The following is a 13,950-nucleotide window of genomic DNA, read 5'->3' on the forward strand; positions in this document are numbered from 1 at the left end:
ACTCCTTATTTCATGAATTCCTGTGACTTAGACGCCTGTCCGTTTTTTCTGGTTGTTTGCTTTTTTCGTCTGTTGGCTCGTCAATTGTTTCGTTTGTGTTCCTTGTAAGCCAGTCGGACGTTTTGTTTGCGCTTGTTTTTTTGCTTTCAAGCGTTCGATCATTGCCTCTTGCAACGATAGTTTTTTTGGTTGTTCACTCATGTTCGTTCACCTCGATTGATTCGTTCTTACTTTCTAGTATGCCAAAAAAAACGTCTCTTGGAAATGAAGAGACCTGATTTTACATCTCAAAGTGTATCGGCGAGATAGACGACGTAACAATTCCGGTCGATATCGATTTCACAGCTGTCACGCTCAAAAATACCGTGGCCTTCGACTTCGATCTTGTCTTTGATCAAAAAACGCATCGCTTGGATGTGATTCGGAACCGTTGATGTCTTTAGGAGCGGTTGAGCGCTGTCGGACAAATACTGTCTGAACTCGATATGAATTTGGTGCGGTGGATAAACGCGTTCTTCTGTCGCACGCGGTGATGCCTTGATATGATCGACGATCAATTGATCGTAATCACCTGCCATCTCATTGGAACGAAGCTCGTATTGATGTCCTTCGATGATATGAAATTCACAGAGTTGGTGGGCGATGATCTCTTCCGGTTCGATCGCATAGCGATCATATTGATAGATCGGATGGAATTCACCATTTTCTTCAACATAGTAGGCAAGTGACATGAGTAAATCCTCCTTTTCATTCTATAGATACTATTACCACCTTCAAGGAAAAAAAGTTCCGGCAGAACAAAGAAACTTTTCTCTCCAAAAAAGCGTATACTATCCATAACGAGAGTAAAAGGAAAGGGGACTGAGACGGTGAATTGGATGAAACAAGCGACACTAGCTGCAACACTGTTGATCGGAACGACACTGAGTGGGTGTGGATCGGATGATGCACGAGCGGAACGACCAGATGATCCGGATTGTGATGACTATGAGTATGATAATGATGAAGGCGTTTGGTACTGTGATGATAGTTCATCAACCCATTCAGGATACTATTACTGGGGTGGTAGTTATTTCGCATCACGTGCCTTGATGCATAGTGCGATGCGAACAAAAGGGTATACGCCGAAATCAAAAGAAGTAAAGAGTTATAACACGAAGACAAAGGGATTCGGAACAGGCTCATCTTCCGGCTTTTTCGGCGGATGAGTAGACGACAAACCTTTTACGGAGACATCGATCGTTTTTGGGATGTGCTAGACGGGGAACCGTACGCTGTGACGGAAGTCATGCCCATCTCGGAAGAACGAATCGACCAACTGCATATCGCGGCGCAAGAAGTTTACAAGATATTTGAAAAAGTACTTCCGATTCTTCGATCGATGGATGATGAGGCACTGCTAGAGCTTGGCTTCCCGTCTGAGAGTCTCGCTTTTTTACGACTCGAGACGATGCGACCGTTGACCGTCATCGGACGCTTTGATTTCATTGCGACGACAGATCGTATTTCACTCATGGAATGGAACGCGGATACGCCGACTTTCATCAAGGAAGTATTCGAAGTCAATGATGTCGTAGCGGAAAAACAAGGTTTTGAACGGGTCAACGATGGGGAAAACAAATGGCTGAAGGCAACTGTCCGTCGTGCGATCGAAGCCGCGACACATCGGACGAAACAGCATCCGCATGTCGTCTTCACCTCACATGGTGACCATGTCGAGGATCGGTTGACGGCTGAGTATTTGCAGTCGTTTTGGGATGAGGCGACCTATTGTCCACTTCATGCATTAGAGATTCGTCCGGAAGAAGGTCTGTACGATGAGGCAGGTAAAAGAATCGATATCTTATATCGTCAAACCTTTCCGATCGAGATGGCCTTACTTGACCGGGATGAAGACGGAAGAAATTTAGGACAATTACTCCTGCAACTCGTCGAGACAGGGCGACTCGAAATCATCAACCCGCCGTCTGCCTTTTTAATGCAAGCCAAGTCAGTTCTTGCATTGATCTGGATGTTGCATGAAGCCAATCATCCGTACTTGAGCGAAACGGACCACATGACGATTGCGCGTTATTTTTTACCGACGTACTTATCCGCTGATCCATTCATTTCAAGCCAGCGATCATTCGTTAAAAAACCGATTTTCGGGCGTGAGGGAGATACCGTCACGGTCCATGATGGACACGGAAATATCATGTTAAAGAACGAACAGCATACGTTTCGTGATCAACCGGCTGTTTATCAAGCGTATCAAGAACTACCGACGTACTCACTTCAGGAAGAGGGAGAAGTCGCGTATATGTACGGTGTCTTTATTTTAGGAGGAAGATCAAGTGCGATCGGTGTACGTGCCGGAGAACGGATCACTGGAAACCGTTCTTATTTCGTACCAATTGGTCGATAGCATGAAGGAGGGAGAAACGTATGAGAGCAGCAATTTTAGGAGCATCTGGTCTAGTCGGACAAGAACTCGTGGATCGTTTGTTGGCAGAAGATGCATATAGCGAGGTACATGTTCTCGTTCGTCGCCCGATGCGCCGTTTTCATCCGAAATTGGAAGAATGGGTGATTGATTTTGATCGTGTGACAGAAATCGAATTACCTGTCGTCGACCATGTCTATTGTGCACTGGGCACGACGATCAAACAAGCAGGATCGCAAGAGGCATTTCGTTTGGTTGACTACACATATCCGATTGAACTTGGCCGTGAATTGTTAGACCTCGGGGCGACACGATTTGCCTTAATTTCGGCGCTCGGTGCCCATCCGAATGCCAAAACCTTCTACAATCGCGTAAAAGGGGACACGGAAAACGGATTACGTGTACTGGGGTATGACGCGTTATTGATTTTTAGACCATCCTTGTTATTAGGGGATCGTGATGAATTCCGCTTAGGCGAACAAGCGGCTGCGAAAATTTCGACGGTCTTACGCCCCTTGTTGAAGCGGAGCGCCATTGCTCCGATCGAAGCTGGTCAAGTCGCTGCGGCGATGATCCGTGAAACGTTACATGCACCGCCTGGAATTACAATCATCGAATCGAAACAGATGCAATCCTGAGCAGTCGAGTAGTCGACTGCTCTTTTTGTTATTCTTGTAACGTAAATAATATTTGACTCGTCAAATGATTTGCGGTTGAATGGTAAAGTGCTGTCTCATATATAAAAAAAGAAGTGAGACAATTCAGGCAAAACAGTGTATTCGTATCCTATCTGTTTCGTCACGCTTATCGTTTGGGGAAAGCGGGAAAAGATGATGGATTATGCACTTATTTAGGATTGATGAAAGGAGCCGATCATATGGCAGAGTTTGATCGCGATCAGGTCTATAAGACCGTTCCGCAAAAAGGATTCTTCGGGAATCCGAAAGGGTTGTTCACCCTCTTCTTCACTGAGTTTTGGGAGCGTTTCTCCTACTATGGCATGCGTGCCATCCTTATCTTCTACATATACGATTCAGTTGCCAACGGTGGTCTAGGTATCGATAAGACGACAGCTGCATCTATCATGGCCGTTTATGGTTCGCTCGTCTACATGTCAGGGATCATTGGGGGATGGGTAGCTGACCGTTTACTCGGTACGTCACGGACCGTCTTTTATGGTGGTATCTTGATCATGCTAGGACATATCGTCCTTGCTTTACCAGCAGGCATTACAGCCCTCTTCATCTCGATGGGACTCATCGTCATCGGTACTGGTTTCTTGAAACCGAACGTATCGAATATCGTCGGTGACTTGTACAGCAAGACGGATAACCGCCGCGATGCTGGTTTTAGTATCTTCTACATGGGGATCAACGCTGGTGCATTCCTCTCACCACTCGTCGTCGGTGAAGTGGCTGACCGCGGTGGATATCACGCTGGTTTCGCACTCGCTGCCATCGGGATGTTCGCAGGACTTGTCGTCTTCGTCTTGACGAAAAAGAAAAACCTTGGTCAAGCGGGTACGTACGTCTTGAACCCATTAAAAGGGGACGAGAAAAAACGTTTCATCACGATCGCATCAATCGTTGTCGTCGTGATTGCTGTACTCGGTGTAGTTGCATCGATGACAGGACTGTTGACGATTTCTCGTTTTACTTTAATGGTCACGATTCTCGGGATCTTGATTCCGATCGCTTACTTCACAGTCATGCTTCGTAGTCCAAAGATCACGGATGATGAGCGCTCACGTTTGATTGCGTATATTCCGTTGTTCATCGCAGCAGCGATTTTCTGGGCAATCCAAGAACAAGGTTCATACGTCCTCTCCATCTTCGCAAGTGAACGGACGAACCTTTCATTCTTAGGATTTGAGATTCAACCGGCATTCTTCCAATCGTTGAATCCGCTCTTCATCATCGTATTAGCACCTGTTTTTGCGAGCTTCTGGGTCAAACTCGGTGACCGTCAACCAACGACGATGCAAAAGTTCTCGTTTGGTCTTCTGTTCGCCGGACTTTCGTTCATCGTCATGACACTACCAGGTATCCTGTTCGGTGTGGAGACGTCAGTTAGTCCACTCTGGCTTGCACTGAGCTTCTTCCTCGTCGTCATCGGTGAGCTCTTCTTGTCACCAGTCGGTCTATCGGCAACAACAAAACTGGCGCCGGCAGCCTTCTCAGCGCAAACGATGAGTCTGTGGTTCTTGACGAACGCAACGGGTCAAGCGGTCAACGCACAAATCGTTAAATACTACACGAATGACACAGAGATTTTGTACTTCGGTATCACGGGTATCGTTGCCGTCATCTTCGGATTACTCTTGTTCGCTTTCGCACCAAAACTTCAAAAATACATGCGCGGTATTCGCTGATGCATGAAAAAAAGACGCTTTCTCAATCGAGAAAGCGTCTTTTTATTAATCATTCGTCCGGATATGGCGTAACCCTTCTGCGAGCAAGGCGACCAATGTTCCGAGGACGAGACCGTTTGACATCAGGGTCGTCACGAGTGGCGGTAAATCAGCCGTTGCCCCTTTCGGTAGTAACAACGCACCGATGCCGACGAGGACCGGGAGACCGACCGTGATCATCGCCGTTTGACGATTCAAGTCGCGGGCTGCTTCCGTGACGCCGATGATCGCCATCCCGGCAACAATCGGTGCGACCATCGCATAACCGACGGCAACGGGGATTTTAGCGATCAACCCGACGAATGGTGTCACGATACTGAGGAAGAGACACGTGATGTTCGCATAGACGAATGCTTTGCGGTCCGTGTTATCTGTTGAAGCAATGAAACCAGCCGTTCCGGAAATGGCGACAGGACCGACCGTACCGAACAAACCAGCGAAGAGTTGTCCGATACCAGCCGTGATACCGGCTGTTCCGACTTGTCCTTTGACGGTTTCACCACGCTTGGCACTGATGATCCGTTCGATGACTTTAATGTTTGCTAAGACGTTCGTCATTAACAACAACGAGATGATGAGAGCTGTCGGTAATAAGCTCCAGTCGACATGAATACCGCCGAACGGCAACAAGCTCGGTAAAGTGAACAGTGGACCATCGAAACTTGGCATCTCGGCACGACCGATCAATGCAAACATGCTCCAACCGACGAGTAGCGTGATTAATAAAGCGTACTGGCGTAAGCGATCACTTCGTTCTAAATAAAGCGAGATCAAGACCGTCAGAATCGAGATGACGGCAGGTAATACTTGAATTCGTCCATCCTCGATATTGAGCAATCCTTTCATGACGGATCCGGACAGTTGTGCCGACAGCAGTAGCATGTAGACACCGATGACTTGCGGTGTAAAAAGAGGGACTAAGCGCCGTAAGACACCCGTCATCGTCAAGACGATACAGATGATACCGCTGAGTAGGAGTAAGAATCCAAGCGACTGTAACGTGTTTGAATAACTGCCGTACAATGTGACACCAATCGACGAATAGAGGGCAAATACACCCCACCAAATTCCAGCAGGACCTTCCATGATCGGTAGACGGTGTCCGAGCAGGACTTGAAAGAGACTTAAGATGGCAAATACGAATAGACAACGAGATAAGAAGGAAAGCGTCTCGGCACCCGAGAGTTCAAACGATGCTGCGATGGCAAGGGGCGGGGCAATGTTAGTACAGATGATGAATAAAAACCATTGAATCGTAGACACAAGGGTACGCGGCAAAACGTGAATCTCCTTTCGAAAAAACAATATTGGTTTCATCTTAAACCAATTCATGAAAAAGCGATAGGGATGCTTACAATGACTGAAAATTCTAATATTTGTTCTCATATGTGATTTAACACATAATATGGGGTATAACGGTAACGGGAGGGAATGAAATGAAAAAATGGAGTATAAGAATCATTGGAACGATTGCTGCGCTGTTGGCACTGCTCGTATTTGCATTCATGATCTGGGCGCAGTTCGATTATGATGCGTCTCCCCAAGCGATATCTTACGTGGAGACAGCTACACCACGTGAAGTGATATTTGGAAAAAAGACGAGTGACGTCGGATTCATCTTTTATCAAGGGGCAAAAGTCGATACAGCGGCCTACAGTTATTACGGCAAGCAACTAGCGAAAGACGGGCGCTTCGTCGTCATCCCAAAGCTACCGTTTCGGATTGCGTTGCTTGACTCAAGCGAAGGACTCGATGTCATCGAGGAGTATCCGCAGGTCAAAAAATGGTATCTGATCGGGCATTCGCTCGGTGGAAGCGCAGCTTCGACGATCGTCGAACAACATCCGAAAATTAAAGGAATCGTTTTCCTCGCGTCCTATCCGATTGATTCGATTAATGTGCCCTCGTTGACGATTTATGGTGGACGAGATGGTGTCTTACCAGTCGCTGATATCGAAAAAAGTAAACAGGACGTTCGAAAAGATGCGGTATTCCATGAAATCAAGCAAGGGAACCATGCGAACTTTGGTATGTACGGTCGACAAAAAGGGGATAACAGCAGCCCATTAACGCCAAAAGAACAACAGGACGAGTCGTTAGATGAAATCAAACGATTTATCGATACACCTTAATCAATTCTCTAGTGAATAAACGACTCATCAATCAAATGAAAAGGATGGAGAGATTCTGGCACTGGGTCCGGAATCTCTCCATCCTTATTTCTACTGAGTCATCGATTCAATTCAAGCGATGAGCGACTTCGTCGAGCGTTGGCAAAGCAGCCATCGCGCCTTTGACGGAAGCAGCAAGTCCGCCTGAAATCGCTGCGAATCGACCGATGTCGCGAAGTTCATCTTCAGACCAATCAAACGAAAAATCGCGTAACGCACACTGGTAGAGTAAACCGGACATGAAGGCATCTCCAGCTCCTGTCGTATCGATTGCGTCGACCGTAATCGCATCGATGACAGCCATCGCACGATCCGTATAGAGAATCGATCCTTCACTTCCTCGCGTGATGGCAAGAAGACGAATCGGATATTCAGCTAACAATTCAGCAGCCCCGTCATCAAGATTCGTTTGTCCAGTTAGAAACGTCAATTCTTCCTCAGCAAGTTTGACGATTTGTGCATCCGGTAGGACAGACCGGATCGTCGTCCGCGCTTCGTCAAGATTCGGCCATAACGACTCTCGTAAGTTCGGATCGTAAGAGACTGGTACTTGGTGTGCTTTTGCACGTGCGATGGCTTTTCGTGTCGCATTGACGGATTCTCCAGTAATCAAAGAGATCGAACCGATGTGTAATAAATCGACGGACGTGAAATCCTCCGGTACATGTGTTTCGTGGAATTGCATATCAGCGCGCTCCGCGTTGATGAACTCGAACGACCGCTCTCCATCCTGACCGTTTGTAACGAGCACAAGTCCTGTTTTTTGCGTCGAATCGTGGACGAGATGATCGGTACGAACACCATAATGATGTAACGTATCTTTCAAGAAGTGTCCCATCGAATCATCACCGACAGCTCCAAGAAAATAACTATCAGCGCCTAATCGAGCGAGTCCGACAGAGACATTGGCAGGAGCACCTCCAGGATTTTTTTGAAACGTCATGTTTTCAGCATCAAGAGGAATCAAATCAATCAATGCTTCCCCTAAACTAAAGATTTTCATACGTAGAACTCCTTTCAAGATCCGGACGAATCCGTTCGATGTGTAAAGCCATATAGCCGATTTCTGATTCAGGTACACGTGTATCGAGTTCGACAGTCAACCAATTGCCCATTTGACTCGCACAGGCATAAGCCTCGGCATAACGTGTTTTGACGGCAGATAAAATCACATCATCCATGTCGTGTAAGGTTTCTCCTTGTTCAATCCGGGCGAGGACCAATTTCATGTGCGTAAAGAAACGATAATACGTCATCGATGAGGTCTCGATCGTTTGTCCAAAAAAGACTTCGATCTGTTCGCGTAGTTCATTGAGCAACGTCACGGTCTGCAACGCAGTGGCCATATTCGGATGCGTTTGGCGTGCATTGTATAAGTGAAGCGCGATGTTCGCAGCTTCTTCTTTCGGTAGCGTGACCTGTAAGGCACGCTCGATTTCAAGAACTGCCCATTCTCCGATCGCATACTCCGGTCCATACAAAAGGCGAATCTCTTCTGCCAATCGATTATGCACGACGAGTTGTTCACGTGCTAATCGTACGGCATGAGCAAGGTGGTCCGTCAGACTGACGTGAATATAGTCATGAAACGGCGTTTGGAGCTCACCTTCTGCATGTGAGATGATGCGTTCCGATAAATCAATGATCTCAAGTGGTGTCGTTGTCAGAATCTCTTTGAACTGTTCTGCATTTTCAAATGAAGGGATGAACATTTTTTCGATCTTCGTCGCTTGAATCGGATCTTTTTTCTTTTTTCCAAAAGCAATGCCTGGTCCCATGACGATGCGTTCCTGTCCATTTTCTTTGACGACAACAGCGTTGTTATTGAGGATCTTATGAATAATCAGCCTGACGTCCTCCTTTCCGATCTTTTCTTTTATTATAAAGCGAACTTCAGCGCTTTGCGAACCGACAAATGCGACCACCGAGCCCGAGGACTCGGTTTGGTCGCATGAAGGATTAAGCAGCAACGTCCGTTTCTTTTTGTTTCCGTGCATCGAGACGCATCAAGACGACAGTCGAGATGAAAGCAGTGACGACTGCAATGGCGAACCCGACGAGATAGTTGATCAAGTTTGACGCACCGAGTGGCGCGACGATCGCAATCATCGGAATTCCAGTTAATCCATAAGCGTTCGCAGCGACTTGTGTCAAGACGACATAACCGCCACCGATCGCACCACCAATGGCACCACCGATGAATGGTTTTCCAAGACGTAAGTTGACACCGTAGATGACGGGTTCCGTGATTCCGAGAAATGCTGAGAACGCAGACGGTAGGGCGAGTGCTTTGAGTTTAACGTTCTTCGTCAAGAAGTAAACGGCAAGTCCGGCACCACCTTGAGCGACATTCGCCATCGACCAAATCGGTAAGAGGAAGTTCTTTCCGATACTCTTATCTGCAAGTAATCCTGCTTCAATAGCATGGAAACTATGGTGCATCCCTGTGATGACGATTGTCGAATAAAGTCCACCGAAGAGAAGACCGGCGACGACTGAGAACTGTTCATAGAAGAAGACGAGTACGAATGAAATGCCTTTTCCGAGTAACGTTCCGATCGGACCAATGACGATCAATGCCAGGAATCCAGTGACGAGAACCGTAACGAACGGTGTCACGAGTAAGTCAAGCGTTTCGGGTGTCCGTTTCCGGACTTGTTGTTCAATCTTTGCCATGACCCAAACGGTTAAGAGAACCGGGAAGACCGTTCCTTGATAACCGATCAACTCGATGTTCATTCCGAGGAACTTCATGACTTCCGGATCACTATTACCGAGCGTCCAAGGGTTTAAGAGGGACGGGTGTGTCATGATCCCCCCGATGACGGCACCGAGGTACGGGTTCGCACCGAATTCACGGGCTGCCGAGAAACCAATCAGGATCGGTAGGATGATGAAGGCAGAAGACGAGAACATATCCAGTAGTTGGACGATCGGTGAATCACCGTCAACCCAACCGAAGGCCTTAATCATACCGAGTAATCCCATCAAGAGACCGGCTGCGACGATTGCCGGAATGAGTGGAACGAAGACGTTCGAGAGCGAGCGAGCGAGTCGGGCGAACGGATTTAATTTTTGCGATGCAGCCTTTTTAACGTCGAGTGGTTCCTCGCCATCGACTTTTACACCGGCAAGTGGTGCAAACGCAGCAAATACCTTGTTGACGGTACCAGTACCAAAGATGATCTGGTATTGACCAGAACTTGAGAAGGCGCCGCTGACACCATCTAAGTCTTCAAGTGCTGCTTGATCGACCTTTGATTCATCATGCAAGACAAGACGTAAACGCGTCGCGCAATGAGCGGCAGTGATGATGTTCTCGCGTCCGCCGACGAGTTCGAGCACACGTTTAGCAGTTTGTTGATAATCCATCGGAAAAGTCCTCCTTTTTCATGAAACGTGCTGAATGAGACAAAAAAAGGCAAGACCGAACAACACCTCTCCTAACGAGGTGTCATTTCGGTCTTGCCAGCCGTACTGTCACAATCCGCACTATTGATTTGATTTCATCTTAAAGGAGAAAAGAAAGCGTTGTCAATACTTAATGTTCATTTTTTTGAATCTGAATATCGACCTCAACACCGTAGTGATCGGAAACGACGGGACCGTGAATCCCATCAAACACGACACCGACGCGTTCAACGTCAATTTTCCGATTCGATAAGACGAGATCAATCCGCAATCCTTGTTGATTGTCTTCCCATCCGTCGATGTTGCCATTAATCGTCTCAATTCCGACCGTTTCCTTAGCTAGCAGGAAGACGTCGTGTAATCCTCGTTGCATCATATAGTCATAACCTGTATTTCGTTCTAAGGCATCGTTGTTGAAATCACCGAGGAAGAATGTCCATTCGAGTGGATCCATCCGAGCCATCAAATGATTGAATTGTTCCTGGAACGGTTCGACTTCATCTGCCCACCAGCCAAGATGGCATGTATTGAACGTAATCGGTGTACCGTCGACTTGGATCGTCGCACGGACGATTTTTCGCGATTTCCAATCGAATGTATCTTGACTGCGGCTGACATAATAACTGTCCGATTTTAAGATTGGATGTTTCGTCAAAAGAGCGAGTCCTTCTTCATACTTATCATAGCCGATATGAGCAAAATCCCAGACGAGGGAGTAGGTTTGACCTTGTTCTTTTAACGCTTGCTGGATCAAATAGGCAAAGTTATCGTTGCGCACATCGTCATAGACGATCGGTGTGTCCATCAATTGACTCACTTCTTGTAGTGCGATGACATCATAATCTTGAGCGAGAATTTGTTGAACGATCTGGTTTAATTTTTCGAGTGGCTGTTCTTCCTGCCATGAATGACAGTTTAGTGTGAGTAGACGCATGAGTGGTCCTCCTGATTTTTCAAATAAGAAAGGTGAAACTCTTATAAAAGAGCTTCACCTTTAGGTAGTTCCCTAATCTCGCAGGTTTATGCGCCGATCCGGTCTTGGATATCTGATTTTAAGATATCGGCTTTTGGACCGTAGATGGCTTGCACGCCATTGTTCTTAAGGATCAGACCAAGTGCACCGTTTGCTTTCCAGTCTGCTTCTTTTGCAACAAGCGCTGGATCTTTGACAGTGACACGAAGACGCGTCATGCAGGCATCGACGTCCTCGATGTTTTGCTGTCCACCAAGCAAATCGATGATTTGTGAAGCTTGCGAACCGTCGGCAGGAGCTGATGTCGCAGCAGCCTCACCTGAAGCTTCAGTTGTAGATACGTTGATATCGTCAAGATAGTTCCCGTTACGACCTGGTGTCGCATAGTTGAACTTCTTGATGACGAAACGGAACGTGAAGAAGTTCAAGAAGAAGAAGAACACACAGACACCGATGAAGCGAATTAAATCACCAATTAATCCAGCTTTTGCAATCAATGGAATCCGCGTCAAGAGTTCGATCGCACCGAATGCGTGAATCCGAAGATGCATGACATCTGCTAGTGCGAAGGCAACACCCGTTAGCACGGCATAGATGACGTAAAGAACAGGAGCGATGAACATGAACATGAATTCGATTGGCTCCGTGACACCTGTCAAGAAGACTGCAAGTCCAGCAGATAAGAAGACAGGTTTGTATGCTTTCTTCTTATCTTCATCAACTGACATATACATTGCGACAGCAATACCGATCAATGAAGCAAGTGATGTGACGACTTGTCCTTCTTTAAAACGAGCAGGCACGACACTGTTGATCAAATCATTGTATCCTTGTGTGTTACCGGCTTGTTTTAAGTTAACAAGGTCAGTGATCCAAGCTAACCAAAGCGGATCTTGACCAGCAACCGTCGATCCTTGAGCAGCACCTGTCAGAATTTTGTACGTTCCACCGAGTTCCGTGTAGTTCATCGGGACAGTCAACATGTGATGAAGACCGAACGGAAGTAATAGACGCTCGAGTGTACCGTATACGAACGGTGCAATGATCGGTGCAGAATCACGTGATGAGGCAATCCAGCGACCGAAGTCATTCAATAAGCCTTGAACGAACGGCCAAACGAGTGATAAGGCGAATGCTGCAACGACTGATCCACCGATGACGACGAATGGAACAAAACGCTTTCCGTTAAAGAAGGCAAGCGCATCTGGCAATTTACTGAAGTTATAAAATTTATTAAAGAGAACGGCACCAAGGAAACCAGAGATGATTCCGACGAATACTCCCATGTTGAGAGCAGGTGCCCCTAAAACTGAAGTGAAATAATCTTTTACGATGAGCTCAGAACCAAGCAATGAATCGACCGTTGCTTTTGGGTCCGCGATCATGTCAGCGTTGACACCGAAGATAGCTCCTGTGACGCGGTTGATCAAAATGAAGGCGAGTAACGCTGCGAACGCACCACCAGCACGTTCTTTTGCCCATGACCCACCAATCGCGACGGCGAATAAGACGTGAAGGTTCGTAATGATGGCCCAACCTAAATCTTCAACGATTCGAGCAATCGTTTGCATTAACGCGATATCGCCTCCATACATGCCGATCAGTTTCCCGACCGAGATCATGATTCCTGCAGCAGGCATAACCGCGATGACGACCATCAACGCTTTACCGAGTTTTTGCCAAAAATCGAACGAAATAGCATTTTTCAAGATCATTCACTCCTTTTTATCTCTTTTTCTCTAATATGTGTGTAAGAACAGTGCAATAATGTAAGCGATTAATGCAACCGTTTGCATATAGAATTGTAAGCGATAACTTTTTAAAAAGCTAGTGTTTTATAAGAAAAATATTTGAGATTTTATTTTGATTAAAAATTGATAGTTCGGAAAGGTATTCAGATTTAAAAAAAGTGGGAATAAGACTACAGTGAACGTTGTCTAGTTTTAAAAGAAGAAAGGATGTTTGAAGCGGATGAAAGAAGGGATTCAACCGATCAGACAGTACGGACAGCGGATTCGTACGTTACGAGAACGTCATCAGTTAGATCAAAATACATTAGCAGCGTTAACTGAGACGACACCTGAGATGATCCAGCGTATTGAAAGTAGCATTGCCCATCCCTCATTTTCAATGATTGAGCGACTGGCCCGTGTCTTACATGTCCCTTCGGATCACTTAATTCGGCATATCTGGCCACCTGAGGTCATCCGTCAGCAGGATAGCACGTCCTTGATCGACCTTCCATCTAGTTGATGGGCATCAAAAAGGAGGAACAAAGGGATTTCTTCTTGTAGATTGTAAACAAATGGGCTGACTCAAAAAATGACGCGTCTTTTCACGCCCTTTCCTCAGGCGAGACACAAGCCAGTTTTCCCACTCTATTCGAGCAGAAAAACGGGTCTTGTTTGTCTCTGACAGCGCAAAATCGCGCTTTTTCCTGTAGGAGTGGCGTGTAACGCGTCATTTTTTTATATGATGATTTGTCAAATTAAGTGCAACACTTCTTCCGTGAAGACCTCGTATGCAGTTTTCCAGTTGAGACATTTCCTCGGTCTGCCATTAA

14 protein-coding genes are annotated in these 13,950 nt (G+C 46.5%); 6 read left to right on the forward strand and 8 right to left on the reverse strand.

Features of this window, described 5'->3' with window-relative positions; genetic code table 11:
- Window positions 1-27 precede the first annotated feature (27 nt).
- Together KNQ15_RS08590 and KNQ15_RS08595 are read right to left on the reverse strand one after the other, a co-directional pair.
- A complete protein-coding gene (locus KNQ15_RS08590; RefSeq protein ID WP_023469740.1) occupies window positions 28-201 on the reverse strand; it encodes a hypothetical protein in 174 nt (57 codons plus the stop codon).
- Window positions 202-287: 86 nt separating this feature from the next.
- Complete coding sequence (locus KNQ15_RS08595; protein ID WP_050677179.1) at window positions 288-731, reverse strand: hypothetical protein; 444 nt, start codon at window positions 729-731, stop codon at window positions 288-290.
- A 147-nt stretch (window positions 732-878) separates the two neighbouring features.
- On the opposite strand from KNQ15_RS08595, the gene KNQ15_RS08600 reads away from it, so the two are divergent.
- The 4 genes from KNQ15_RS08600 (at window position 879) to KNQ15_RS08615 (ending at window position 4,793) form a co-directional block, all read left to right on the forward strand.
- On the forward strand, window positions 879-1,208 hold the full coding sequence (locus tag KNQ15_RS08600) for a hypothetical protein (RefSeq protein ID WP_035395686.1): 330 nt from the start codon (window positions 879-881) through the stop codon (window positions 1,206-1,208).
- Window positions 1,205-2,404: a glutathionylspermidine synthase family protein gene (locus KNQ15_RS08605; RefSeq protein ID WP_214728833.1), complete on the forward strand. Its 1,200-nt coding sequence runs from the start codon at window positions 1,205-1,207 to the stop codon at window positions 2,402-2,404. The genes KNQ15_RS08600 and KNQ15_RS08605 overlap by 4 nt, the downstream gene beginning before the upstream one ends.
- Window positions 2,405-2,424: 20 nt before the next feature.
- Window positions 2,425-3,060 carry a Rossmann-fold NAD(P)-binding domain-containing protein gene (locus KNQ15_RS08610; protein ID WP_058704374.1) on the forward strand — a complete coding sequence of 212 codons (636 nt, stop codon included), beginning with the start codon at window positions 2,425-2,427 and terminating at the stop codon, window positions 3,058-3,060.
- Between the two features lie 239 nt (window positions 3,061-3,299).
- Window positions 3,300-4,793, forward strand: coding sequence for a peptide MFS transporter (locus tag KNQ15_RS08615; protein WP_214728835.1), 1,494 nt, complete (start codon window positions 3,300-3,302; stop codon window positions 4,791-4,793).
- A gap of 45 nt (window positions 4,794-4,838) precedes the next feature.
- On the opposite strand, the gene KNQ15_RS08620 is transcribed toward KNQ15_RS08615, so the two are convergent.
- Window positions 4,839-6,110 (reverse strand): purine/pyrimidine permease, encoded by a 1,272-nt coding sequence (locus tag KNQ15_RS08620; RefSeq protein ID WP_023469734.1) that lies wholly within the window; start codon window positions 6,108-6,110, stop codon window positions 4,839-4,841.
- A gap of 158 nt (window positions 6,111-6,268) precedes the next feature.
- Between KNQ15_RS08620 and KNQ15_RS08625 the strand changes: the two genes are divergently transcribed.
- On the forward strand, window positions 6,269-6,964 hold the full coding sequence (locus KNQ15_RS08625; protein WP_214728837.1) for an alpha/beta hydrolase: 696 nt from the start codon (window positions 6,269-6,271) through the stop codon (window positions 6,962-6,964).
- Window positions 6,965-7,070: 106 nt separating this feature from the next.
- Here KNQ15_RS08625 and KNQ15_RS08630 read toward each other — a convergent pair whose 3' ends face one another.
- From KNQ15_RS08630 to KNQ15_RS08650, 5 genes are all read right to left on the reverse strand, one after another.
- Window positions 7,071-8,006, reverse strand: coding sequence for a carbohydrate kinase family protein (locus KNQ15_RS08630; protein ID WP_050677176.1), 936 nt, complete (start codon window positions 8,004-8,006; stop codon window positions 7,071-7,073).
- Window positions 7,993-8,886, reverse strand: a complete 894-nt coding sequence (locus tag KNQ15_RS08635; RefSeq protein WP_323679827.1) for a PRD domain-containing protein — start codon at window positions 8,884-8,886, stop codon at window positions 7,993-7,995. The genes KNQ15_RS08630 and KNQ15_RS08635 overlap by 14 nt, the downstream gene beginning before the upstream one ends.
- A gap of 76 nt (window positions 8,887-8,962) precedes the next feature.
- On the reverse strand, window positions 8,963-10,375 hold the full coding sequence (locus tag KNQ15_RS08640) for a sucrose-specific PTS transporter subunit IIBC (RefSeq protein ID WP_023469730.1): 1,413 nt from the start codon (window positions 10,373-10,375) through the stop codon (window positions 8,963-8,965).
- A 169-nt stretch (window positions 10,376-10,544) separates the two neighbouring features.
- Window positions 10,545-11,348: an endonuclease/exonuclease/phosphatase family protein gene (locus KNQ15_RS08645; protein ID WP_035395584.1), complete on the reverse strand. Its 804-nt coding sequence runs from the start codon at window positions 11,346-11,348 to the stop codon at window positions 10,545-10,547.
- Window positions 11,349-11,434: 86 nt separating this feature from the next.
- Window positions 11,435-13,045 carry a PTS transporter subunit IIBC gene (locus tag KNQ15_RS08650; RefSeq protein ID WP_244150235.1) on the reverse strand — a complete coding sequence of 537 codons (1,611 nt, stop codon included), beginning with the start codon at window positions 13,043-13,045 and terminating at the stop codon, window positions 11,435-11,437.
- A gap of 313 nt (window positions 13,046-13,358) precedes the next feature.
- On the opposite strand from KNQ15_RS08650, the gene KNQ15_RS08655 reads away from it, so the two are divergent.
- Entirely contained in the window at window positions 13,359-13,640 is a 282-nt protein-coding gene (locus tag KNQ15_RS08655) for a helix-turn-helix domain-containing protein (RefSeq protein WP_214728839.1), read from the forward strand.
- Window positions 13,641-13,950 lie beyond the last annotated feature (310 nt).

It is taken from the genome of Exiguobacterium sp. s168 (assembly GCF_018619035.1).
In the GTDB taxonomy this organism is placed as follows: domain Bacteria; phylum Bacillota; class Bacilli; order Exiguobacteriales; family Exiguobacteriaceae; genus Exiguobacterium_A; species Exiguobacterium_A acetylicum.

What these genes read in the sequence shown, in the direction of transcription:
- KNQ15_RS08605 (WP_214728833.1), top strand. Translation starts at nt 1,205, where the DNA reads ATGAGTAGACGACAAACCTTTTACGGAGACATCGATCGTTTTTGGGAT.
- KNQ15_RS08615 (WP_214728835.1), top strand. Translation starts at nt 3,300, where the DNA reads ATGGCAGAGTTTGATCGCGATCAGGTCTATAAGACCGTTCCGCAAAAA.
- KNQ15_RS08630 (WP_050677176.1), bottom strand. Translation starts at nt 8,006, where the DNA reads ATGAAAATCTTTAGTTTAGGGGAAGCATTGATTGATTTGATTCCTCTT.
- KNQ15_RS08590 (WP_023469740.1), bottom strand. Translation starts at nt 201, where the DNA reads ATGAGTGAACAACCAAAAAAACTATCGTTGCAAGAGGCAATGATCGAA.
- KNQ15_RS08640 (WP_023469730.1), bottom strand. Translation starts at nt 10,375, where the DNA reads ATGGATTATCAACAAACTGCTAAACGTGTGCTCGAACTCGTCGGCGGA.
- KNQ15_RS08610 (WP_058704374.1), top strand. Translation starts at nt 2,425, where the DNA reads ATGAGAGCAGCAATTTTAGGAGCATCTGGTCTAGTCGGACAAGAACTC.
- KNQ15_RS08655 (WP_214728839.1), top strand. Translation starts at nt 13,359, where the DNA reads ATGAAAGAAGGGATTCAACCGATCAGACAGTACGGACAGCGGATTCGT.
- KNQ15_RS08595 (WP_050677179.1), bottom strand. Translation starts at nt 731, where the DNA reads ATGTCACTTGCCTACTATGTTGAAGAAAATGGTGAATTCCATCCGATC.
- KNQ15_RS08650 (WP_244150235.1), bottom strand. Translation starts at nt 13,045, where the DNA reads ATGGTCGTCATCGCGGTTATGCCTGCTGCAGGAATCATGATCTCGGTC.
- KNQ15_RS08625 (WP_214728837.1), top strand. Translation starts at nt 6,269, where the DNA reads ATGAAAAAATGGAGTATAAGAATCATTGGAACGATTGCTGCGCTGTTG.
- KNQ15_RS08645 (WP_035395584.1), bottom strand. Translation starts at nt 11,348, where the DNA reads ATGCGTCTACTCACACTAAACTGTCATTCATGGCAGGAAGAACAGCCA.
- KNQ15_RS08600 (WP_035395686.1), top strand. Translation starts at nt 879, where the DNA reads ATGAAACAAGCGACACTAGCTGCAACACTGTTGATCGGAACGACACTG.